This is a genomic window from Streptomyces sp. NPDC058674 (assembly GCF_042716505.1).
GTDB lineage: Bacteria > Actinomycetota > Actinomycetes > Streptomycetales > Streptomycetaceae > Streptomyces.
This window is the reverse complement of the sequence record NZ_JBHXSC010000065.1, coordinates 1-19,576: the sequence shown is the minus strand read 5'-3', so window position 1 is coordinate 19,576 and position 19,576 is coordinate 1. Positions and strand designations below refer to the sequence as shown.

21 protein-coding genes are annotated in these 19,576 nt (G+C 73.3%); 11 read left to right on the top strand and 10 right to left on the bottom strand.

The window, feature by feature from the left end:
• Positions 1–117: 117 nt before the first annotated feature.
• The 8 genes from ACFWU6_RS26990 to ACFWU6_RS26955 form a co-directional block, all read right to left on the bottom strand.
• The gene (locus ACFWU6_RS26990) at positions 118–1,776 is read right to left on the bottom strand and encodes an AMP-binding protein (protein ID WP_383800131.1); all 1,659 of its coding nucleotides are present in this window, start codon (positions 1,774–1,776) and stop codon (positions 118–120) included.
• Positions 1,773–2,891: a Glu/Leu/Phe/Val dehydrogenase dimerization domain-containing protein gene (locus tag ACFWU6_RS26985; protein WP_383983515.1), complete on the bottom strand. Its 1,119-nt coding sequence runs from the start codon at positions 2,889–2,891 to the stop codon at positions 1,773–1,775. Before ACFWU6_RS26985 ends, ACFWU6_RS26990 begins: the two co-directional genes overlap by 4 nt.
• A 67-nt stretch (positions 2,892–2,958) precedes the next feature.
• A complete protein-coding gene (locus ACFWU6_RS26980; protein WP_383800137.1) occupies positions 2,959–3,522 on the bottom strand; it encodes a type 1 glutamine amidotransferase in 564 nt (187 codons plus the stop codon).
• Between the two features lie 11 nt (positions 3,523–3,533).
• Positions 3,534–4,376, bottom strand: a complete 843-nt coding sequence (locus ACFWU6_RS26975) for an acetylglutamate kinase (RefSeq protein ID WP_383983512.1) — start codon at positions 4,374–4,376, stop codon at positions 3,534–3,536.
• Positions 4,373–5,434: an N-acetyl-gamma-glutamyl-phosphate reductase gene (argC, locus tag ACFWU6_RS26970; protein ID WP_383983510.1), complete on the bottom strand. Its 1,062-nt coding sequence runs from the start codon at positions 5,432–5,434 to the stop codon at positions 4,373–4,375. The genes ACFWU6_RS26975 and argC overlap by 4 nt, the downstream gene beginning before the upstream one ends.
• Positions 5,431–6,279, bottom strand: coding sequence for a RimK family alpha-L-glutamate ligase (locus ACFWU6_RS26965; RefSeq protein ID WP_383800145.1), 849 nt, complete (start codon positions 6,277–6,279; stop codon positions 5,431–5,433). The genes argC and ACFWU6_RS26965 overlap by 4 nt, the downstream gene beginning before the upstream one ends.
• A gap of 1 nt (position 6,280) precedes the next feature.
• Positions 6,281–6,466 (bottom strand): lysine biosynthesis protein LysW, encoded by a 186-nt coding sequence (locus ACFWU6_RS26960; RefSeq protein ID WP_383983508.1) that lies wholly within the window; start codon positions 6,464–6,466, stop codon positions 6,281–6,283.
• Positions 6,467–6,638: 172 nt separating this feature from the next.
• Positions 6,639–7,820, bottom strand: a complete 1,182-nt coding sequence (locus ACFWU6_RS26955) for an isopropylmalate synthase (protein ID WP_383983506.1) — start codon at positions 7,818–7,820, stop codon at positions 6,639–6,641.
• A 444-nt stretch (positions 7,821–8,264) separates the two neighbouring features.
• Here ACFWU6_RS26955 and ACFWU6_RS26950 point away from each other — a divergent pair, with 444 nt between their 5' ends.
• The 3 genes from ACFWU6_RS26950 (at position 8,265) to ACFWU6_RS26940 (ending at position 11,047) form a co-directional block, all read left to right on the top strand.
• Positions 8,265–9,443 (top strand): acyl-CoA dehydrogenase family protein, encoded by a 1,179-nt coding sequence (locus ACFWU6_RS26950; RefSeq protein WP_383800154.1) that lies wholly within the window; start codon positions 8,265–8,267, stop codon positions 9,441–9,443.
• A gap of 23 nt (positions 9,444–9,466) precedes the next feature.
• Complete coding sequence (locus tag ACFWU6_RS26945) at positions 9,467–10,690, top strand: acyl-CoA dehydrogenase family protein (RefSeq protein WP_383800157.1); 1,224 nt, start codon at positions 9,467–9,469, stop codon at positions 10,688–10,690.
• A 195-nt stretch (positions 10,691–10,885) separates the two neighbouring features.
• Complete coding sequence (locus tag ACFWU6_RS26940) at positions 10,886–11,047, top strand: hypothetical protein (protein WP_037792689.1); 162 nt, start codon at positions 10,886–10,888, stop codon at positions 11,045–11,047.
• A gap of 294 nt (positions 11,048–11,341) precedes the next feature.
• Here ACFWU6_RS26940 and ACFWU6_RS26935 read toward each other — a convergent pair whose 3' ends face one another.
• Entirely contained in the window at positions 11,342–12,145 is an 804-nt protein-coding gene (locus ACFWU6_RS26935) for a GNAT family N-acetyltransferase (protein WP_383983504.1), read from the bottom strand.
• A gap of 158 nt (positions 12,146–12,303) precedes the next feature.
• Between ACFWU6_RS26935 and ACFWU6_RS26930 the strand changes: the two genes are divergently transcribed.
• From ACFWU6_RS26930 to ACFWU6_RS26920, 3 genes are all read left to right on the top strand, one after another.
• Complete coding sequence (locus ACFWU6_RS26930) at positions 12,304–12,846, top strand: GNAT family N-acetyltransferase (RefSeq protein WP_383800163.1); 543 nt, start codon at positions 12,304–12,306, stop codon at positions 12,844–12,846.
• Between the two features lie 123 nt (positions 12,847–12,969).
• Positions 12,970–14,340 (top strand): FAD-binding oxidoreductase, encoded by a 1,371-nt coding sequence (locus ACFWU6_RS26925; RefSeq protein ID WP_383800166.1) that lies wholly within the window; start codon positions 12,970–12,972, stop codon positions 14,338–14,340.
• A 60-nt stretch (positions 14,341–14,400) separates the two neighbouring features.
• Entirely contained in the window at positions 14,401–14,754 is a 354-nt protein-coding gene (locus ACFWU6_RS26920; protein WP_383800169.1) for a UBP-type zinc finger domain-containing protein, read from the top strand.
• Positions 14,755–14,820: 66 nt separating this feature from the next.
• Here ACFWU6_RS26920 and ACFWU6_RS26915 read toward each other — a convergent pair whose 3' ends face one another.
• Positions 14,821–15,570, bottom strand: coding sequence for an N-acetyltransferase (locus ACFWU6_RS26915; protein ID WP_383983502.1), 750 nt, complete (start codon positions 15,568–15,570; stop codon positions 14,821–14,823).
• Between the two features lie 159 nt (positions 15,571–15,729).
• Between ACFWU6_RS26915 and ACFWU6_RS26910 the strand changes: the two genes are divergently transcribed.
• From ACFWU6_RS26910 to ACFWU6_RS26890, 5 genes are all read left to right on the top strand, one after another.
• Complete coding sequence (locus ACFWU6_RS26910; RefSeq protein WP_383800175.1) at positions 15,730–16,059, top strand: STAS domain-containing protein; 330 nt, start codon at positions 15,730–15,732, stop codon at positions 16,057–16,059.
• Positions 16,060–16,457: 398 nt separating this feature from the next.
• Positions 16,458–17,189, top strand: a complete 732-nt coding sequence (locus ACFWU6_RS26905) for an SDR family NAD(P)-dependent oxidoreductase (RefSeq protein WP_383800178.1) — start codon at positions 16,458–16,460, stop codon at positions 17,187–17,189.
• Positions 17,190–17,307: 118 nt separating this feature from the next.
• Positions 17,308–17,715 carry a VOC family protein gene (locus ACFWU6_RS26900; protein ID WP_383983500.1) on the top strand — a complete coding sequence of 136 codons (408 nt, stop codon included), beginning with the start codon at positions 17,308–17,310 and terminating at the stop codon, positions 17,713–17,715.
• A gap of 100 nt (positions 17,716–17,815) precedes the next feature.
• Positions 17,816–18,352, top strand: a complete 537-nt coding sequence (locus ACFWU6_RS26895) for an NUDIX hydrolase family protein (protein ID WP_383800181.1) — start codon at positions 17,816–17,818, stop codon at positions 18,350–18,352.
• A gap of 205 nt (positions 18,353–18,557) precedes the next feature.
• On the top strand, positions 18,558–19,289 hold the full coding sequence (locus tag ACFWU6_RS26890) for a hypothetical protein (RefSeq protein ID WP_383800184.1): 732 nt from the start codon (positions 18,558–18,560) through the stop codon (positions 19,287–19,289).
• The last annotated feature ends 287 nt before the right edge of the window (positions 19,290–19,576 follow it).

Here is a 19,576-nt window from a genome sequence, read left to right as displayed (position 1 = left end):
GGGGACACAGGGAAGGAGCGGGGGCCGGGGGGCGGCGCGGGGGCGGCCGCCCCCCGACGGGGGGACCGGGGGGCGGCGGGGGAGTCGCCCCCCGGGGCAACGGGGCCGCGGGGCGGATCACCCCCCGGCGTACAACTCCCTCAGCCGGACCTTGCGGACCTTGCCGGTGAGCGTCTTGGGCAGCTCCTCGACCACCTCCAGGCGCTCGGGGAAGAACCGCGGGTCCTGGCCGGCCCCACGCAGGTGGTCGCGGACCTCGGCCAGCGTGGGACGGCTCGGGCCGCGGGGGACCGCGACGGCCAGGATCGGGTCGTCGACCAGCCCGTTGGGGCCCACCAGCGCCGCCTCGGCCACCTTCGGGTGCCGCGAGATGATCGCCTCCAGCTCCGCCATCGGCACCACGATCCCGTCCCGCAGGATGGTGTCCCTGGAACGGCCCAGGATGCGGATGCCGCCGCGCCCGTCCTCACGCGCCACGTCACCGGTGTCGAACCAGCCGTCGCCGGTGAGCTCCGCGTCGAAGGCGTCCTGCTGCTTGTAGTAGCCGAGCGCCTGCGAGGCGCCGCGCGCCCGCAGCCGGCCCACCGCCGCCCGCTTGCCGGGGTCGTGGCATACGTCGATGCGTATCTCCATCGAGTCGATCGGCCGCCCGTGGCTGTGCGCCGCCCAGTCCTGGTTGTAGTCGAGCCGGCTGATGGTGACCGGCCCGAACTCCGACATCCCCCACACCGAGTACGTGCGCGCGCCGAAGGTGTCGCGCAACTCGTCCACCAGCTGCTGGAGCACCGGCGCCGCCCCGGTGACCGTGTGGCGCAGGCTCGACACGTCGTGCGGATCGACCTGCTGGGCCCGCGCGACACCGGAGAGCGTGGGCGGCGGCCCGTACAGCAGGGTGGCGCCGTACCGCTCGACCAGGTCCAGCAGGCCCGCGTGGTCCGGCCCGTCCTGGAAGGCGATCGTCCCCCCGAGCATCACCCCCGCCAGGACGCCCTGGCCGAAACCGGAGTAGTGCACCAGCGGGGTGGTGACCGCGACCACCAGGTCGTCGCGGAGCAGGAAGGTGTCCACGTACCCGCGCACACCCGAGTGCACGGTGTTCTGGCTGTGCACCACCCCCTTGGAGAAGCCGGTGGTCCCGGAGGTGAACAGCACCACGAACGGCTCGTCGGGCCGCAGCTGGCGCCCCTCCAGATCACTGGAGCGCAGCTTCTCCCAGTGCTCGGCGACGAAGTGGTCGTGGAAGTCGACCGCCCCCTGGGGAGCGTGCCCGCCGACCACCACCAGGTGCTCCAGCGGCAGTTCGGACCGCAGGGCGCCGACGGTCTCCGCGAGCGGATAGCCCTCCCACCGCGCCACCGTGATGCACACCCTGGCCTCGGTCAGCGCCAGCCGGTGGCGCAGCTCCTCCTCCTGGCACACCGGGGCCACCGGGCAGATGACCGCGCCGACCGCCATGCAGGCGAACATCAGCGGCACCATCTCCCACCGGTTGGGAAGCTGCACGGCGACCACGTCACCGCGCTCCACGCCCAGCTCCAGCAGGGCCCCCGCGAAACGGTCCGTGAGCCGGGCCAGCTCCGCGTAGTCCAGGGTGTCGGTCCGTGCCTCGTCCAGGCGCCGCCCGGCGATGGCCAGCTTCCGCGGCCTGGTCCGGGCCTGCAGCCGCAGGTCGTCCAGGAACGTCTCGTCCCGCCACCAGCCGCGCCGGCGGTACTCGGCCATCCGGTCCGCGGCCGCGGCCGAGGCCGAGGCCGGGACCGCAGACGTCGTGGTCATCGGCGCTCCCCGCGGCGGGCCGCGAGCAGCTCGGGCAGCGGATCGCCCGCACTGGCCGCGGCGATCTCCAACAGGTCCCGGGTATTGCGGCGCACCCGGTCCCCGACCCAGTCGAACACCCACGCCTTGCGGGCCCCGGCCTCCAGCTCGAACGGCACGACCCGGGTGACGGCCAGCGCCGCCGAGGCGGCCCCGCCGATGTTGGCGATCACCCCCGGCACCAGGACCGAGCCCGACGCCCGCGCCTTGTCCTTCGCCTCGGCGCTGGAGCTGAGATTGCCGCCCTCCACGACCAGGCGGGCCCGCAGACGGTGCACGTTCTCGGAGTTCAGCGCGTACTTCTGCGCCGCGAGGATCAGCAGGTCCGCCTCCACGTCCAGCCAGGCGTCCGGCGCCCCGGACACGTGCACGCCCTGCGGCAGCCGGGAGCGGTCGATCCGCCCGAACTCATCGGTGATCTCCACCAGTTCGGCCACCGGAAGCCGCTGCGCGCTGATGGTGCCCTCGATGTCGGCGACGCCCACGACCACGTGCCCGCGGTCCTCCAGGAACCGTGCGACCGCCCGCCCCACCGCACCGAAGCCCTGCACCACCACCCGCGCCGGCTCCGAGCGGCCGCCGGCCTCCAGGGCGGTCACCGCGGCCACCCCGACACCGTGCCCGGTGGCGTCGATCAGCGGCTCGTAGTACGTCCGCCAGTCGATCGGCATGTCCGGCGCGCCCAGCCGGTAGCGGGGGTCGTAGCCGGCCTCGTCGAAGAACACCGCCCGGTCGCCGGGGGTGACCCCCATGTCGATGCCCAGGTGGATCCCGCCGTGCAGCAGCGGCTTGACGGTCCGCCCGAAGGTGCGGAAGGTCTCCTCCCGGTCGCCGCCGTCCGAGACGATCCCGGCCTTGGCGCCGCCGATGGGCAGGCCGGCGAGCGTGAACTTGTGCGTCATGTCGCGGGCCAGGCCCGCTACCTCCGCCTCGGTGACCCCGGTGGTCATCCGGGTGCCGCCCATGGCCAGGCCGTCGTACAGCGAGTCGACGACCACCCAGCCCCTGAGCGCGCCGCCGCTGCCGTTCAGGTGGACGGTGAACGCGGGTTCCTGCGGGTTTTCCAGAACACTCATGGCCAAGTCCTCGGATACGTAGAAGAAGTCGGGGGAGTGCGGGCGCCCCGTGCGCGCCCGGCGGCGGTCACCGGTAGAGCTGCGTGAAGCCCCGCAGGATCTCCAGGCCGTCGCTGCGGAATTCCAGGTGCGCCTGCGCACCGAGGATCCGGCCGTCGTCCGAGCGCAGGAACTCCACGGGCGCGTGCTCGGAGCGGCCGATCGACCGGAAGCCCTCGGGGGCCTCCTCCAGGTAGAGGGTGTGCCGGTGGAAGACCGTCACCGTCGGCTTCACGTAGGTGAAGAGCGGTTCCTCCTTGTCGACCTGCACCTCGTACCCGCCGACCCGCTGCGGTCCCGGCGCGAGCCGGCCGCCCGCCGCGACCGCCAGGATCTGCATGCCGCCGCAGATCCCGAAGACGGGGACGTCCGAGCCGGTGACCAGGTCGATGAGCGGTTTGTAGTACTCCCGGTCGTAGGCCCGTACCTTGGTGCCGCTCAGCACGATCGCCTGGTAGCGGCCCTCCAGCCGGGCGGGCACGGACGACGCGTCCACCGCGTCGGTCTGCGAGCCGAGATCCTCGAAGCTGCGGCGGAGCTGCCTGAGGGACAGCGTCCCGTTGTCGACGACCAGTACACGGGGGTGTGCCACGGTCTTGCTCCTCACGTTCGCGTGATGACGGTGCCGGTACGGGCTGCGAGCAGGTCGGTGACGGGTGCGCTGCCGATGACCACGCGCTGCGCACCCCCCTCCAGGGCCTCGCCGGCGGCCCGCAGCTTCTTGCGCATCCCGCCGGTGGCGCCCTTGTCGCGGAAGGCGGCCGCGTCCGGCGCGCTGATCTCGCGCACCGGCTCCCCGTCGATCAGCAGGTGGGCGACATCGGTGACCAGGACCAGGTCGCGGGCGCCGGTGGCGCCGGCGATGGCGGCCGCCGCCCGGTCGGCATCGGTGTTCACCTCGCGGCCCGCCGCGTCGCGGGCCAGCGGCGTGACGAGGTAGGCGTGGCCGGGTTGCAGGTTCTTCAGCGGCGCCGCGTCCACCCCGGTGATCGGCCCGACCAGGTTGTCCAGCTCGACGAGCTGCTTGCCCTGCCACCACCACCGCTCGGCCTCGCCCGCACGGACCAGGCCGTCGCTGCCGAGCAGCCGCTCCGCGGTGATCCCGCGGCCCTCCAGCCGCCCCAGGACCTCCTCGGCCAGCTCGGCGCTGACCGTCTTGATGTCCTCGATGACCTCCGCGGTGGTCCAGCGGCTCTGGTTGCCGAACCGGTCGCGCAGGAACGCCGACGGCTCGCCGTAGCGGGGCCTGAGCCCGCGCAGCGGTTTGGACCAGCCGTGCACCAGGACCAAGGGGTGCTCGCGGCCGTGTGCGGCCAGGTCGTCCCACCAGGGTCCGCCGAGCTCGTCCAGGCAGCTGCCGCCGAGCTTGACCACGGTCGGAATCCGCCGCGCGGCCCCGGAGGTCCCGGGCGTTGCGGGCGTTGCGGGTGAAGGGGTCCGGTTCATGCGGGCATCACCGGCTCCATCGTCAGGCCCGTCTCCTCGGGCAGGGAGAACCGCTTGTTCGCGGCCTGCACGGCCTGGCCCGCCGCACCCTTGACGAGGTTGTCGAGGGCGGCGAGGACCACGATCCGGCCGCCCTCCTCGTCGTGCAGGACGCTCACATCGCAGTAGTTCGAGCCCAGCACGGCCTGGGGATCGGGCACCGGGATCAGCGTCTCGGTGTTGCGCCGCACCCGCACGAACCGGCTCCCCTTGTAGAACCGCAGGTACGCCCGCTGCAGCTCCCGCCCGTCCACCGCGTCGTCGGTGAAGACGTAGGCGCTGGCCAGCAGCCCGCGCACGTGCGACACCCCGTACGCCGACATCGTCAGCGAGCCGACACTGCCGGGCTTGCCGCGCTCCAGGAAGTCGCCGACCTCCGCCGCGTGCCGGTGCCCGGTGGGGGCGTAGGGGGCGATGGCGCCGTTGCGCAGCGGATGCAGGTCCGGGACGCGCAGCTGGACGCCGCCGCCGCTGGAGCCGCTCTTGCCGTCCACGACGACGGTCTTCAGGTTCAGGCCCAGGCCCAGGGTCAGCGGGGCCAGCCCCAGCGTGATCGCGGTGGCGTAGCAGCCGGGCACCGAGATCAGCGGGGCGCCGACGAGCTGGTCGCCGACCAGCTCCGGCACCCCGTAGACGAAGCGGTCGGCCAGCTCGGTGCTGCGCGCGGCCTTGGGGTACCAGCGCTCGTGCAGTTCGGGGGTGCGGATGCGGAAGGCGCCGCTCAGGTCGATGACGCAGGCGACCCGGTCGGCGAGCTGCGCGGCGAGCGCGGCCGACACCGGGGCGGGCGTGGCGAGGAACACCACGTCGCACCGGCCGGCGACCGCGTCGGCCGTGACCGGTTCGACGCTCAGGCCGCCCAGGTCCAGGCGGAGCCCGGGGTGCAGCTGCGCCGGGCGCTTGCCGGCGCTGGAGCTGCCGCCCAGGAAGGTCAGTTCGAGTTCGGGATGCTGGTGGACCAGCCGGATCAGCTCACCGCCGGTGAAACCGGAGGCGCCGACGATTCCCACACGGATCATGCCAGGCTCTCCTGCACGTGACGGGCGACGGCCGAGGGGATGTCCACTCCCGTGGTCGAGGCCACGCCCCGCCAGGCGGGGGCGTGGTTGACCTCGTTGACGAGGTAGCCCGCCGGCGTCTTGAAGAGGTCGACCCCGTAGATCCCGGCGCCGAGCCGGGCCACCACGCCGTCCACGACCTTCTGCACCTCGGGGTCGGCGGCCAGCGCCCGGCTCTGGCTGCCCAGGGCCGCGTTGCTGCGCCAGTCGCCGCCGGCGCTCTCGAACTCGGCGGCGGCCACGATCCGCTCCCCGACGACCAGGCAGCGGATCGAGCCCCCGCCCAGGTAGGGCTCCACCAGGCAGGCCTGCTCGAAGGCGTGGCCCAGGTCCTCGACGTAGTCGTAGACCGAGTGCGCCAGGTCCGCGTCGCGGATCAGGGTGACGCGCTTGCCCATGCCGCCGTAGACCGGCTTGAGGACCACGGGCAGCCCCAGGTCCTCCAGTGCCCGGTCGAAGTCCTTGCGCGACAGCACGAGCCGGAAGTCGGGCACCGGCACGCCGGCCGCCTTCAGCACGGCGCGCAGCACCAGCTTGTTCTCACAGGCGTGGATGGCCGCGGCGGAGTTCAGCACGGGCACGCCCGTCGACTCGGCCAAGGTGGCGAGCAGTCCGCCGCGCGTGTAGCTGCGGCTGCGGATCAGCAGGGCGTCGTAGCCCCCGATCGAGGGGGAGAGGGGGCCGCCGAGCGAGAGGGACCCGTCGTCGACCCAGTCGATCTGCAGGCCCAGGGCCGGGGCGGCCCCGATCAGCTGGCGTTCCTCCCAGCCGACCCGGTCCGCGACGATGGCGACTCTGCCGCCCATCTCACTGGCCCCAGTCGCGGAGCTGTACTTCGACCATCTGCAGGCTCAGCCGGCCGTCCTGGATGTCCTCGACGCGCAGCGTGAGCATGCACTCGGGGCAGGCGAAGGTCTCCCCCTGGACGATCGGCGGCACCGTCAGGTCGGTCTCGCACTCAGGGCAGACGCCGTTGAGGGTGGCGGTAGACATGGGTCAACTCCGTTTGCTGTACGGGATGGGGTGGATGCGGGACAGGTGCCGGCCCGGCCCGGGGCGGCCGGAGCGGCTGCCGCGCGGGTGCGCGCAGAGGTCGCGGGGGCCCACGGCGGGGACACGGCGGGGACACGCGGGGGCGGGGGTGGTGGCGCGGTGGTGGCGGCGCTCAGGCGGACGGCAGGCCGGCCGACCGGAAGTCGACGGCCGCCTTGCGGATCGCGTCCCGGTCCAGCAGCGGACGCCCGCCGCGCTCCTGCCGCTCGACCAGCCAGGGCGTGAACGCCTCGACGTCGACGACGACGCCCGACTCGGCCAGCGCCCACGTCACCAGCGCGGGCGTGAGCCGCGTACGGACCGACAGCTCACGGGTGTTGCCCACCAGCTCCGCCGGCAGCGTCTCGTACGCCTCGGGGTGGGTGAGCTGGCCCGGCAGCTCGTACGCGAAGGAGTGCGGCGTCGTCGGCCCCGACTGGAAGGCCCCGCCCAGGCCCGCGCCCCTGAGCGCCGCCCGCGACAGCCCGGTGAGGTGGGTCAGGTCGAAACGCGTGTCGCCGTGGATGACGCGCAGCGAGGTCAGCAGCTCCGCCAGCGGCGCGTTGCCGCCGCGCTCGCCGATCCCGCCGACCGTAGCCGAGACCCACCGCGCACCCGCCCGTACGGCGGCCAGGGAGTTGGCGACGGCCATCCCCAGCATGTTGTGCGAATGGATCTCGATCTCCGAGCCGTCGATCGCGGTGAGGTCGGCGACCACCTCCTCCATCTGCCATGGCGACAGGTAGGCGACGGTCTCCGCGAGCCGGAACCGGTCCGCCCCGGCCTCGAAGCCCGCCGTGACGTACGGGACGAGCCGGCCCCGGGGGGTGCGGGCGCCGTCCTCCCCGCTGAAGGTGACGTGGAAACCGCGCTCCTTGGCCTGCGAGATCGCCGAACGCGCCAGGACGTGCAGGTACTTGGCGCTCGGCGTGCCCAGCTTCAGCCGGGCGTGCTGCTCCGAGGTGGGTATCGAGTACATGATGTGCCGCACGCCCAGCCGCTCGGCCTCGTCCAGCGCCCGGGCGACCTGCTGGCGGTCCTGCACCACCACCAGCGTCATGCTGCGCTCGGGACCGACGGCCTCGTGGGCGGCCAGGACGAGGTCGGCGTCCTTCGAACCGGGGCCGGAGACCATCCCCACCTCGACCAGATCGACCCCGGTCTTCACCAGCAGGTCCGCGATGACCGCAGCGTCCTTGGGGCCGAACTCGACGCCCGCCATGTGCGCGGAGTCCCGCAGTGTCGCGTCGGACACATGGGGAAGACCATGCGGAAGACTTCCCCCGTGCTCTGCCGCGTGCTCTGCTGACGCCATTGCGTTTCCTTCCTTTTCCAGAGCCGTATTCCGTCGTCGCCGGCCGACTCTGCGCTGAATTCACGTCACCTGGAACGGATGGGCGGATCACGCCGAAAGCAGGGCGATGTGGAGACGTGGAGCGTGTCGCTGCCGCTGAACATGCTGGTCCACCCACCGCACCGGCACAACGGCCCCCATGTCAGAACCTTGTCAAGGACTGTGACGGAACGTTGTGGTCGGTCAGGTTTGCGAATTCCCCGCAGGCCCGACGCCAAATATCCGGCCGGGCCTCCGGAGCGGCACACATCTCCCGATACGTTGTTCGGATTCATTTCGACGCAAGGAGACGGATTCGATGATCCGAAAACCCTTCGAGCGCTCCCGATCCGGAAAGACACCCCCCGCACACCGGCGGCTGCCCGACCCGCGGCCCCGCACGACAGGCGCAGGAAAGGGAAGACGATGAGGTTTCCGCATTCCCCCGCCGGCGGCGCCGCCGGCGGCGCCGAGCCGATCCTGGCCGAGCGGGCCCGCGAGCTCGCCGACCGCGTCGCCCGGCCGACCGCCGCCGCCCGCGACCGCGAACGCCGCTGGGACCCGGCGGTCTTCGCCGCACTCGCCGACCCCACCACCGGCCCCGGCCTCGCCGGACCCCTCGTGCCGCGCGCCCTCGGCGGCGGCGGCCTCTCCGCCACCCAGACCTGCGCCCTCCTGGAAGGACTGGGCGAGGGAGCCCGCGACCCCGGCCTCGCCCTCGCCGTCGGCGTCCACGCCGTCCTCGCCACCGTCCCCCTGAGGGCCTTCGGCGACCCCCGCCAGCGCAGGCACTACCTGCCCCGCATGGCAAGCGGCGAATGGACCGGAGCCCTGTCGCTGCGCCAGACCCAGGGCGCCGCCCTCACCCCCACCGTCACCGCCCGCCCCGACCCCGCCAAGAGGGGCGGCTGGCTCCTGGCCGGCGAACTCGACCTCGTCGCCGGCGCCCCCGTCGCCCACCACTTCCTCGTCATCGCCGCCCACCCCGACGGCAGCCGCACCGCCTTCGTCGTGGACCGCACCACCCCCGCACTGACCGTCCAGGACACCGGCCCCACCGCCATGGCCACCTGCCCCTGGGGCCGGCTCGTCCTGGACGACAGCCCGGTCCCCGACCACGCCGTCCTGGGCACCACCGGCGCCGCGGCAACCCAGACCGAACCCCTCCTGGCCGCCCTGGACTGGGTGTTCTCCAGCGCACCCTGGCTCGGCGCCATCCGCGCCCTGACCCGCGACGCCATCGGCGACGCCCGCGAACGCCACCTCTTCGGCCGCCCCCTGGCCCACGGCCAGTCCACCCGCTTCACCCTGGCCGACCTCGGCACCCGCTACGAACTGGCCGCCGGACTGCTCTACCGGGCCGCCGGACAGTTCGACGCCGGCGGCCACCCCTCCCAGCAGGACGCCGCCGCCGCCCGCCTGTTCACCGCACAGGCCGCCCGCACCGTCACCCAGGCCGCCGCCGACCTGTCCGGACCGCTGCCCCCCGCCGGCGACCACCTGACCGAACGAGCCCACCGCGACGCACTGTTCTTCGCCGGGACCGGAGGCGGCACCGAGGTGCTGCGCCCCGTGATCGCGGCCTCCCTGCTCGGACTCGGCTGACCGTGAGGACGACACACACCGACATGAACCACCACCGACGCCCCGACACCGCACCCGCCTTCCCCGGCATCGCCGCCCGCGCCACCCAGACCGACACCACCGGCGCCATACCCCCCCAGAACTGGCAGGACATCACCGACAGCGGATACCTGCGCCTGTTCCACCCCCCGGAAATCGGCGGCACCGGCGCCGACGGCCACGCCCAGGCCGAGGCCATGGAGTCACTCGCCCGCGCCTGCTCCGGCACCTACTGGTCGGCGACCGTCTCCGCCCTGCTGTGCGGCAAGCTCATCTCCACCTACGGCGACCCCGTCGTACACCGGCGGCTCCTGGACCCCCTCCTGTCCGGAGAGAAGACCGCCGCCTTCGCCATCGTCGAAGGCGCCGCAGGCAGCGACGCCGGCACCTACCGCACCACGGTGCGCCCCGCCGCGGGGCCCGGCGGCGGATTCCTCATCAGCGGCGAGAAGTCCAGGATCACCAACGCACCCGACGCCGACCTGGCCGTCACCCTCGCCCGCCGCGAAAAACCCGACGGGGACGACGGCCCCGACTGGTGCCTGGCCTTCGTGGACCTCCACCAGAGCGGCGTACGCCGCTACGACATCCCCCACATGGGCCTGCGCGGAATGCCCTGGGGCGGCATCGTCATGACCGACGCCCACGTCGCCGACGCCGACGTGGTCCCCGTCCCCTTCACCGAACTCGCCGAAGGCATGACCTGGGGCTGGCTCCTGGTGTCGATCGCCGCCATCGCCACCGCCGAATCGGCCCTCCAGGCCTGCCTGCGCCACGCCCGCGAACGCGTCTCCTTCGGCCGGCCCCTGGCCCACATGGAGGGCGTACAGGCCCAACTCGCCGAATCCCGGGCCCAGATCGACGCCGCCCGCCTGCTGGCCCGCCGGGCCTCGGCCGAGCGCGCCGCCGGCCGCTCCGCCCGGGACCTGATCGGCATGCTCAAGATCTACGCCACCGAAATGGCCGTCGAGGTCACCGGGCGCGCCGTACAGATCCACGGCGCCTGGGGCGTGACCTCGGGACACGAGGTCGAACGCCACTACCGCGACGCCCAGATGAACGTCATCGGCGCCTTCGCCACCAACCGGCTCCGCGAGCAGGTCGCCGAGGGCATGGGCCTGGGCCCGGCCGTCTACCAGGCCTTCGACTGGATCACACCCGCAGGCCTGGGCCACGACCCCACCGGCCTCGACGGCCTCCCGCACCCCGCCGCGGCCGCCGCCTCCTGACCCTCCCGCACCCCGTCCGCCCGCCGCCCCACCGGCGGGCGGACGGCCCCCGCACCCGCACCCGGGCCGAGGGCCGCCCCGACCGCGCCGCAGCGGGCGCGTTCTCCTGCCCGCCTGCCGGAATAAGAAACACATAAGAACCGAGTGCATGTACGGGGCGGGGCCGGGCATGCGGTGCCTCGGAGGTTGATAACTATGGTTCCCCTGCTTCTCGTTCTTCTGCTGGCCCTGATCCTCTTCGGCGCGGGTTTCGCGGTGAAGATTCTCTGGTGGGTGGCGATCGCCGTTCTGGTCCTGTGGCTGATCGGTTTCGTCGCCCGCCCCAAGGGCGGTAGCGGCCGCTGGTACCGCTGGTAGCCGCAGACGAAAGCGCAGTCCAGGCACTGCACGGCGGCGGCCTGCCACCCCACTTTCCGAAGGGGGCGGCAGGCCGCCGCCATGTCGTCGTACGGCGTCCTGGTCGTCCGGTACCGGGTGAAAGCGGATATCGCGGGTACCCGCACGACAACCGGGGCGGCCGCCGTGACGCAGCAGGGGACCTGCTCACCTCCAACGATCGACGGCCGCCCCGGCCCCCCGACGAGAGCACCCGAACAAGCACGACCGCCACGGGCCGCCCGCACCCCGTCCGGCAGGGCCCGGGGCGCCCGCTCAGCCGGCCGGCGCGTGCGGGAGCGCCGTGTAGAGGGCCTCGGTGAACCCGGTGACCTCGCGGAAGCCCAGCCTGCGGTAGAGCCCGACGGCCGTGGCGTTGTCCGCCCGGACGTTCAGCCCGATGTGCTCCACGCTCCCGTCCAGGCGCCGGCACAACTCGGCGACGCATGCCCCGCCCGCGCCCCGGCCGCGCACCCCGGGGTGGGTGGCCACGTTCCCGATCGCCGCGACCCGGTAGGCCGCCGAATGGACGTGCACGCCCGCGACGGCGACCAGCCGCCCCTCCTGCCGGGCGCCCACGTACTGGCCGGTGTCGAGCATCCGGTGGTCGAACCAGTTGCCCGGATACGCCTGCGCGAACAGCTCCAGCAGCTCCGGCAGGTCGCTCCGGCCCAGCGGCGCCGGCCGCCACGGACCACCCGGGTGCCGGGCTGCGGGACCCGGATCGGTGAGGACCATCCGCAGCAGGGCGGCCTGCGAACGCGCCGCGTACGCCGACTCCAGCACCTTGCCCACCGCCCCGGTCACGTGCCCGAAGAAGCGCCGGGGCAGGACGGGCAGCAGCGCACCGGCCAGCTCCTCCAGCTCACCGGCCTCCCCGGGCCGGGAGAAGGCGAGCACGGTAGGGATCTCCCCGACCGCGTACACCAGAGCGACCGGGCCGCTCTCCGACACCGTGTACCAACTGGTGTGGGGCCACAGCAGATCGTCGAGGTCGCCGAGTTCCATCAGGTGCATCGCCGGGTCCCGCCCGAAGCGGGCGGCCAGGGCGGATCGGTCGTGAAGGCTGCGCAGGGTCACCCGCCCAGCCTACGGCGACCCCCCGTGGGCCCGGCCGGCGCGCCTCGCGGCCCGAACCGGCCCCGCAGCCCGAACCGGCCCCGCCCACCACCCCCACCGCGGACGGAACCACCCCGATATCCTGCACGGTCCCGAACAGGCCAGGGAGGCCCACCACCATGAGCAGCACGACGCCGTCCTTTCCCGAGCGGATCGAGCTCACCGGCGAAGGCCTGGTCCTGCGCGACTGGACGGAGGCGGACCTGGCCGCGATGCCGGACCTGTTCGACCACCCCGACATCGCGTACTGGACACCGATCGTCTCGCCCTTCGACGAAGCGGCCGCCCGCGCCCGCCTGGACCGCGCCCGGCAGCTGCGCGCGCAGGGCGCGGCCGTCCTCCTCGCCATCACCGTCGACGGCGGCGCACCGCTCGGCGAGGCGATGCTGCGGCGCGCCCCCGAGGGCACGGAGCTGGGCTACGCCGTCGGCCCCGCACACCGCGGCCAGGGGCTGGCGGCGCGGGCGGTGCGGGTGCTGGCCGCGTACGCCTTCGAGCAGCTCGGCGCCGAGCAGGTGATCCTGGAGCTGGAGGCCGAGAACGCCGCCAGCGTCGCCGTGGCCACCAAGGCCGGCTTCGCCCTGCTGGACGTACCGCCCCTCACCGGCGAGGAGAAGGGGCGGCCCTACACCCTGCAGACCTGGGGCCTGAACCGCCCCTGACCCCCGCCGCCACCGGCGCCGCCGCCCGACTTGAGACACCGCCCCATCGGCGTAGCGTGAAATGGAGGCCCGGCCACCCGGCGGACGGCGCCGGACAGCGTGCGGGCGCGAGGAGCGTCGGCGATGGGAAAGATCTCCCTGGACCAACTGCGCGAACAGGTGCGCGGCGCGGTCGTCACCCCCCGGGACGCCGCCTACGACGAGGCGCGCACGGTCTACAACGCCATGATCGACCGCAGGCCCGCGGTCGTCGTCCGCTGCGCCGGCGCCGCCGACGTCATCGCGGCGGTCGACTTCGCCCGCGAGAACGAGCTCGACCTCGCGGTCCGCGGCGGTGGCCACAGCGTCCCCGGCTTCGGGACCTGCGACGACGGCGTCGTGGCCGACCTGTCCGCGATGCGCGGCGTCCGCGTCGACCCCGCCCGCCGAACGGCACGCGCCGAGGGCGGGGCGACCTGGGGCGACTTCAACGCCGCCACGCACGTCTTCGGCCTGGCGACGACCGGCGGGATCGTCTCCACCACCGGCGTCAGCGGACTCACCCTGGGCGGCGGCATCGGATACCTCAGCCGCGGACAGGGCCTGAGCTGCGACAACCTGCTCTCCGCCGACGTGGTGACCGCGGACGGCCGACTGCTGGTCGCCAGCGAGCAGGAGAACGAGGACCTCTTCTGGGCGCTGCGCGGCGGAGGAGGCAACTTCGGCGCGGTGACCTCCCTCGAATTCCGGCTGGCTCCGGTCAAGGACGTCTACGGCGGCCCCATCCTCTTCGAACTGGACGACGCCGGCACCGTCCTGCGCGCCTTCCGCGACCTCATCGCCGACGCACCGCAGGAGCTGGGCGGCTTCCCCGCCTTCCAGATCGCCCCGCCCCTGCCGTTCATCCCGCAGGACCGGCACGGGGACACCTTCATCCTGATCGTGTCCTGCTGGTCCGGCCCGGTCGAAGACGGCGAACGCGCCCTGCGGCCCTTCCACTCGTTCGCGCCCGTGGTCGCCGAGCACGTCGGCCCCATGCCGTACCCCGCCCTGAACAGCGCCTTCGACGCCCTCGTCCCGCCCGGACTCCAGCACTACTGGAAAGCCAATTTCGTCACCGAGCTCACCGACGCCGCGATCGAGGCCCACACCCTGCACGGCCCCCGCGTCCCCGCCGTGAACTCCACGGTCCACATCTACCCGATCAACGGCGCCTGCCACCAGGTCGCACCGGACGCCACGGCCTTCGCCTACCGGGACGCCTCGTTCGCCACGGTCATCGCCGGCATGTGGCCCGACCCCGGCGACAACGAGGCCAACACCGCCTGGGTGCGCGACTACTACGAGGCGACCGCCCCGCACTCGCAGGAGGGCGGATACGTCAACTTCATGGCCGGCGACGACCAGGACCGCGTCCGCGCCAACTACAAGGGCAACTACGACCGCCTCGCCACGGTCAAACGCACCTACGACCCGGGCAACCTGTTCCACCTGAACCAGAACATCAAGCCCTGACCCCGGCCGTGCACGGGGGCGGCGGCTCCCGGGGGCCGGCGGCCAGGCCGAGGAGTACGCATGAGCGGCACCGACGCGATCGACCCGAGCACCCCGCCCACCGGCACCGGCTGCCTGGAGTGCGAAGCGGCGGGCGGCTGGTGGTTCCACCTGCGCCGCTGCGCCCGGTGCGGCCACATCGGCTGCTGCGACTCCTCCCCGGCCCAACACGCCACCGCCCACTGGAAGACCACCGGCCATCGGCTGGTGCAGAGCTTCGAGCCGGGCGAGGCGTGGTTCTGGGACTACGGAAAGAACGAGCTGTACGAGTCCGGACCCGAACTGGCGCCGCCCGGCGACCGCCCGGCCGACCAGCCGGTGCCGGGACCGGCCGGCCGCGTACCGCAGGACTGGACGCGGCAACTGCACGCCTGACCGGACCCCGAAGGCCCAGGCTCACCGGACGGGCCGGGGACCGCCCGAGGCCCCGGCCGCCGGGCGTCAGCCGAGCCGGTGGCGGACCCAGACGTTCGGCTCGACGTAGACCGCGTAGCCCTGCTCCGGATCGCAGTGGACCGGGGTCAGGGCGCCCGGGACGCGGACCGGACCCGGGGCGTCGAAGGGCAGGCCCGTCCAGGTGCGCCACTCGGCCAGGGAGGCCGTGATCGTCATCGACAGGGGGGCCACCGAGTCGATGACCCCGCCGGCACGGACGTGGACCCGCAGCCACGGGTCGTGCGGCAGGCCGTCCGGGCGGGTGCGGTACGCGTACTCGTGGATCGAGGTGTCCGGCTCGGCCGGCTTGCCGCTGGGCCGGACCGGAGCCACGACCTCGGCGAAGCCGTGGGCGCGGGCGTTGTCCCGCAGGGCGGCGAGCATCAGGCCGGAGAGGCCCTCCCCCTGCCGGTCGGTGGCGATGGTGATCTCGATCGCGCTCACCGTGTCGGGCCGTACCCCGCGCCGCAGGTCCGAGAAGGCCCACATGAGGACCTGGTCCCAGCCGCGGGCGGGCAGCGCACCGTCCCGCCCGGGCGCGTGCAGCGCGAAGGGGACGCTGAACGCCCGGCCCACCACCGCTTCGCCGTCCGTGGCGACCAGGACGTACTGGGGCAGCTCGGTGGTCATCCGCGGGTACAGCAGCCAGGCGAGGCAGTCGTGGGCGGCGAACTGCGGCCACGGGTCCTTCATGTCCCACAGGCGGTCGGCCAGTTCGGGCCGCTCGGCCAGCGTGGTGATCGTGATACCGGTCATCCCCGCAGGCTAGGCCGGTGCGACGGGCACCCTCAACAAGGTTTCCGCCCCAGCCGTCACGGAGCCACAGCGTGCCGGTCCTGCCCCCGGAGCTCCGGTTGTTCCGGCGGGCAGCGGGCAGAGAAAATGGGCTGGTTGTCGCCGGGAGGGAGCAGACGGATGGAACAGCGGGTACGGGTCGAACCGGACCGGGACGGCGTACGCCTCATCGTGTGCGCCGGAGACTTCGACCAGGACACACTGGAACCCCTCACCACGGCCGGCACCGCGGCCGCCGGGGACCCCGGCGTACACCGCATCGTCCTGGACCTCCGCCAGGTCACCTTCGCCGACTCCTCCATGCTCAACCAGATGCTGCTCCTGCTGCGCACCGGCCGCCTGGTCCTGGCCGGGCCCCTGCCCCACCAGCTCGACCGGCTCCTCGTCCTCACCGAGACACGCGACATGTTCACGGTCGCGGACGACGCCGAAGCGGCACGCACCCTGTAGCCCCGCCCGCGCCTCGTCGCGGACGACCCCCACGGCATGACACGCGGCCACCGCGGGTACCGCGGCGGCCGGGACGGATGAGGTATATTAGATCTTGTCCGCGGCCGGGATTCCCGGTGGTGGGACTCGCGTTGGTGGTCCAAGGAAAGGCACCCCACTTCCCGTGGGGGGATGCAGGTGCAAGGCCTGCCCAGCGCTCGATCAAGGCCCCGGCCTCCTCAGGGAGGCCGGGGCCTTCGCGTATCCGCGTATCCGTGTATCCGCCGCACCTGACCGCCGCCGGGCGCGGCCGGTCCGTGCGGGCCCCGAACGCCACGTCCGATTTCCGCCAGCGACCCTGCCCCCGTACCGATTTGATTGAACCCGTAACCACTTTGGGGCGATCGAGGAGGAACACCATGAACGGCAAGGTGGCACTGGTGACGGGCGGCAGCAGGGGCATCGGGGCGGCTACCGCACTGCGGTTGGCCGAGGACGGCGCGGACGTCGCGTTCACCTACGTCAGCGACGAGGAGGCCGCCGCGAAGGTGCTCGGCGCGATCGAGGCGACGGGCCGGCGCGCCCTGGCCGTACGGGCCGACGCCGGCGACCCGGAGGCCGCCCCCGCGGCGGTGGAGCGGACCGTACGGGACCTCGGCGGGCTCGACGTCCTGGTCAACAACGCCGGCGTCGGCGTGCTCGGCCCGCTGGAGGAGCTGACCGGCGCCGATGTGGACAGGGTGCTCGCGATCAACGTCCGCGGGGTCTTCCTGACCACCCGGGCGGCCGCCCCCCGGCTCGGCAGCGGCGGCCGGATCATCACCATCGGCAGCTGCTTGACCCGGCGGGTGTCGGAACCGGGCGGCACGCTCTACACGATGAGCAAATCGGCGCTGACCGGACTGACGAAGGCACTGGCCCGGGAGCTGGGCGGGCGCGGGATCACCGCGAACATCGTCCACCCGGGCCCGGTGGACACGGACATGAACCCGGCGGCCGGACCCTACGCGGGCCCGCAGGCGTCCCTGACGGCCCTCGGCCGCTTCGGCACCCCCCGGGAGGTCGCGGCCGTGGTGTCCTTCCTCGCCGGTGCGCAGGCCTCGTACGTCACGGGCGCCGAGTTCTGCGTGGACGGCGGCCACGCGGCATGAGGCCCGCCGCCGGGCCGGGGAACCGGGACCGCGCCCGGCGCGACCGCCGCCACCCCCTCCTCTAGCCTCGGACCCGAGGGACCCGAAGGACCCGCACCCGCACCCGGAGGACGGCGCCATGGCCTCGATGCCGCAGAAGATCACCACGTTCCTGATGTTCGAGGGCAGGGCGGAGGAAGCCCTGACCTTCTACACCTCTCTGTTCGAGGACTCCGAGGTCGTCGACATCAGCCGCTACGGCGCCGACGGGCCGGGGGAGGAGGGCACGGTCCTGCGCGCCACGTTCTCGCTCGCCGGACAGCGGTTCATGTGCATCGACAGCCACGTCAAGCACGAGTTCGCCTTCACCCCGGCGGTCTCCCTCTTCGTCGAGTGCGACACCGAGGCCGAGCTGGAGCGCCTCTACGGCGCCCTCGCCGAACAGGGGACGGAGCTGATGCCCCTGGGCTCGTACGGCTTCAGCGCCAGGTTCGGCTGGGTGAACGACCGCTTCGGCGTCTCCTGGCAGTTGAACCTCGCCGGCTGACCGGCAAGGCGTCCGTGCGGCACGTTCGGCACCGACCGCCCGTAATCGAACTGACCCGAGGATCCTGCGGCCGCGGCCCCCGGGAAAGTATGATCAAGCAATGTCTGACATGACCGAGACCACGCCCGGCTGGCTGACCAGGGACGAGCTGGAAATGGCCAGGGCCCGGATGCCGATCCTGTACGTCGAGGCCGTGCCCGTGCGCGTGGACGCCAGCGGCGAAGTGACCGGCATCGGGCTGCTGCTGCGCATCGGTCCGGACGGAACGGTCAACCGGACCCTGGTGTCCGGCCGCGTCCTGCACCACGAGCGGGTCCGCGACGCACTGCTGCGCCACCTGGAGAAGGACCTCGGCCCGGTGGCCCTGCCCCACGTTCCCACCTCCCTGCAGCCCTTCACGGTCGCCGAGTACTTCCCCACGGCGGGCGTCACCTCCTACCACGACCCGCGCCAGCACGCGGTGTCCCTCGCCTACATCGTGCCGGTGACCGGTGACTGCCGGCCCCGGCAGGACGCCCTGGACCTGGTCTGGTTCAGCCCGCGCGAGGCGGCCTCCCCGGCCGTGCAGAACGAGATGCCGGGCGGGCACGGCGTCCTGCTGAAGCAGGCGCTCGCGCATGCGGGACACGCCTACTGAGCCCGTCTCCCGACGACACCGGCCCCGCGGCCGAGGCCGCGGACGCCGTGTCCTGCGGACCCTCCGCAGGGGGGTGCGCGCACAGCGGGAACAGCCGGATGCGGGTGTGCCGCCGGGGAGCACGGCCCGGACGTGGGACGTTGGACCGGCGAAGGGGGGCGATTCGTTGCGCACCCCGCACGACCCGAGCGATGAGGAGGCACCCGTGAGCGCGGCCGACGAGGAACGGCAGTGGCCGGACGAGGTCAGCGTCGACAACGCGAGGACGACGCTGCTGCAGCTCCTCGCCCGGGCGGGGGTCCCCTCCGGTGACGCGCGGGAACTGATCGGGCTCGTCGAGGCGGGCGCGCTGGCCCTGGCGCACGATGAGCTGGGCGCCGCCGGCCGCAGCGCACCGGGGGACAAGGGCGAGGCGTACGAGGCGGGTTGGCTCGACGGCGCCGCCGGCCTCCTGGAGGAGCTCGGCACCGTCGCCGAGCGGGCCCTGCGGCAGGTCGTGGGGGAGGAGGGGTTGCCGGGCCCGGCCGGGGGCCATCCGCGGCCCGGGCGCATGGAGGTGGAGCGGGCGCAGGTGGCGCTCACCCCCCTGTACCTGTCCTTCGCCGCGGTCTCGGAGCTGGACCCGGAGGTGACCGACGAGGTGCTCGCCACCGTCCTCACCACGATGAGCCCCCGGCAGCGGGCCGGGTACGCCGGGCGGCTGACGGCATTCGCCGCGGCCCACCGGGCCCGGCTGGAGCGGCTGTTCGCGGCGTACGGACCGGGCAGCGCCGTCACCGTGCACGGCCGCTACTCGCTCCTCCACTCCGCCACGAGCATCGCCGTACTGGAGCGGCTCATCGCCGCGCCCCGGGAACTGCGGCAGGAGTGGGACGCGGCGGAGCTGCCCCCCGCGTGGCTGGACGGCCTGACGACCGCCTGGAGCACCCCGGCCTGACCGCAGCCCCCGCCTCCGGCTGCCGCCCACGGCGCCCGATTTCCTCATCATCGAACACGCGAAAATCTATCCCCGTCAGAGTAGACATTGGGCGATGGCGTGGTTATGGTTTCTCTCGTAGCCAGAGAGACCGAAGGGCCCGGCAGAAACGAACTGCCGGGCAGCAGTTACAGGAAGTACCAGCAGTACCGAGCAGTTCCGCAGGACGGTGCGGTGGTGGAGCTTCGAAGCCAGGGTTGTTGCAGGACGGCGACGGGGCTGGCGACCGGACCGGGTGGCCCGCAGTG

What these genes read in the sequence shown, in the direction of transcription:
- ACFWU6_RS26990 (WP_383800131.1), bottom strand. Translation starts at nt 1,776, where the DNA reads ATGACCACGACGTCTGCGGTCCCGGCCTCGGCCTCGGCCGCGGCCGCG.
- ACFWU6_RS26985 (WP_383983515.1), bottom strand. Translation starts at nt 2,891, where the DNA reads ATGAGTGTTCTGGAAAACCCGCAGGAACCCGCGTTCACCGTCCACCTG.
- ACFWU6_RS26975 (WP_383983512.1), bottom strand. Translation starts at nt 4,376, where the DNA reads ATGAACCGGACCCCTTCACCCGCAACGCCCGCAACGCCCGGGACCTCC.
- argC (WP_383983510.1), bottom strand. Translation starts at nt 5,434, where the DNA reads ATGATCCGTGTGGGAATCGTCGGCGCCTCCGGTTTCACCGGCGGTGAG.
- ACFWU6_RS26965 (WP_383800145.1), bottom strand. Translation starts at nt 6,279, where the DNA reads ATGGGCGGCAGAGTCGCCATCGTCGCGGACCGGGTCGGCTGGGAGGAA.
- ACFWU6_RS26960 (WP_383983508.1), bottom strand. Translation starts at nt 6,466, where the DNA reads ATGTCTACCGCCACCCTCAACGGCGTCTGCCCTGAGTGCGAGACCGAC.
- ACFWU6_RS26955 (WP_383983506.1), bottom strand. Translation starts at nt 7,820, where the DNA reads ATGGCGTCAGCAGAGCACGCGGCAGAGCACGGGGGAAGTCTTCCGCAT.
- ACFWU6_RS26950 (WP_383800154.1), top strand. Translation starts at nt 8,265, where the DNA reads ATGAGGTTTCCGCATTCCCCCGCCGGCGGCGCCGCCGGCGGCGCCGAG.
- ACFWU6_RS26945 (WP_383800157.1), top strand. Translation starts at nt 9,467, where the DNA reads ATGAACCACCACCGACGCCCCGACACCGCACCCGCCTTCCCCGGCATC.
- ACFWU6_RS26940 (WP_037792689.1), top strand. Translation starts at nt 10,886, where the DNA reads ATGGTTCCCCTGCTTCTCGTTCTTCTGCTGGCCCTGATCCTCTTCGGC.
- ACFWU6_RS26930 (WP_383800163.1), top strand. Translation starts at nt 12,304, where the DNA reads ATGAGCAGCACGACGCCGTCCTTTCCCGAGCGGATCGAGCTCACCGGC.
- ACFWU6_RS26925 (WP_383800166.1), top strand. Translation starts at nt 12,970, where the DNA reads ATGGGAAAGATCTCCCTGGACCAACTGCGCGAACAGGTGCGCGGCGCG.
- ACFWU6_RS26920 (WP_383800169.1), top strand. Translation starts at nt 14,401, where the DNA reads ATGAGCGGCACCGACGCGATCGACCCGAGCACCCCGCCCACCGGCACC.
- ACFWU6_RS26915 (WP_383983502.1), bottom strand. Translation starts at nt 15,570, where the DNA reads ATGACCGGTATCACGATCACCACGCTGGCCGAGCGGCCCGAACTGGCC.
- ACFWU6_RS26910 (WP_383800175.1), top strand. Translation starts at nt 15,730, where the DNA reads ATGGAACAGCGGGTACGGGTCGAACCGGACCGGGACGGCGTACGCCTC.
- ACFWU6_RS26905 (WP_383800178.1), top strand. Translation starts at nt 16,458, where the DNA reads ATGAACGGCAAGGTGGCACTGGTGACGGGCGGCAGCAGGGGCATCGGG.
- ACFWU6_RS26900 (WP_383983500.1), top strand. Translation starts at nt 17,308, where the DNA reads ATGGCCTCGATGCCGCAGAAGATCACCACGTTCCTGATGTTCGAGGGC.
- ACFWU6_RS26895 (WP_383800181.1), top strand. Translation starts at nt 17,816, where the DNA reads ATGTCTGACATGACCGAGACCACGCCCGGCTGGCTGACCAGGGACGAG.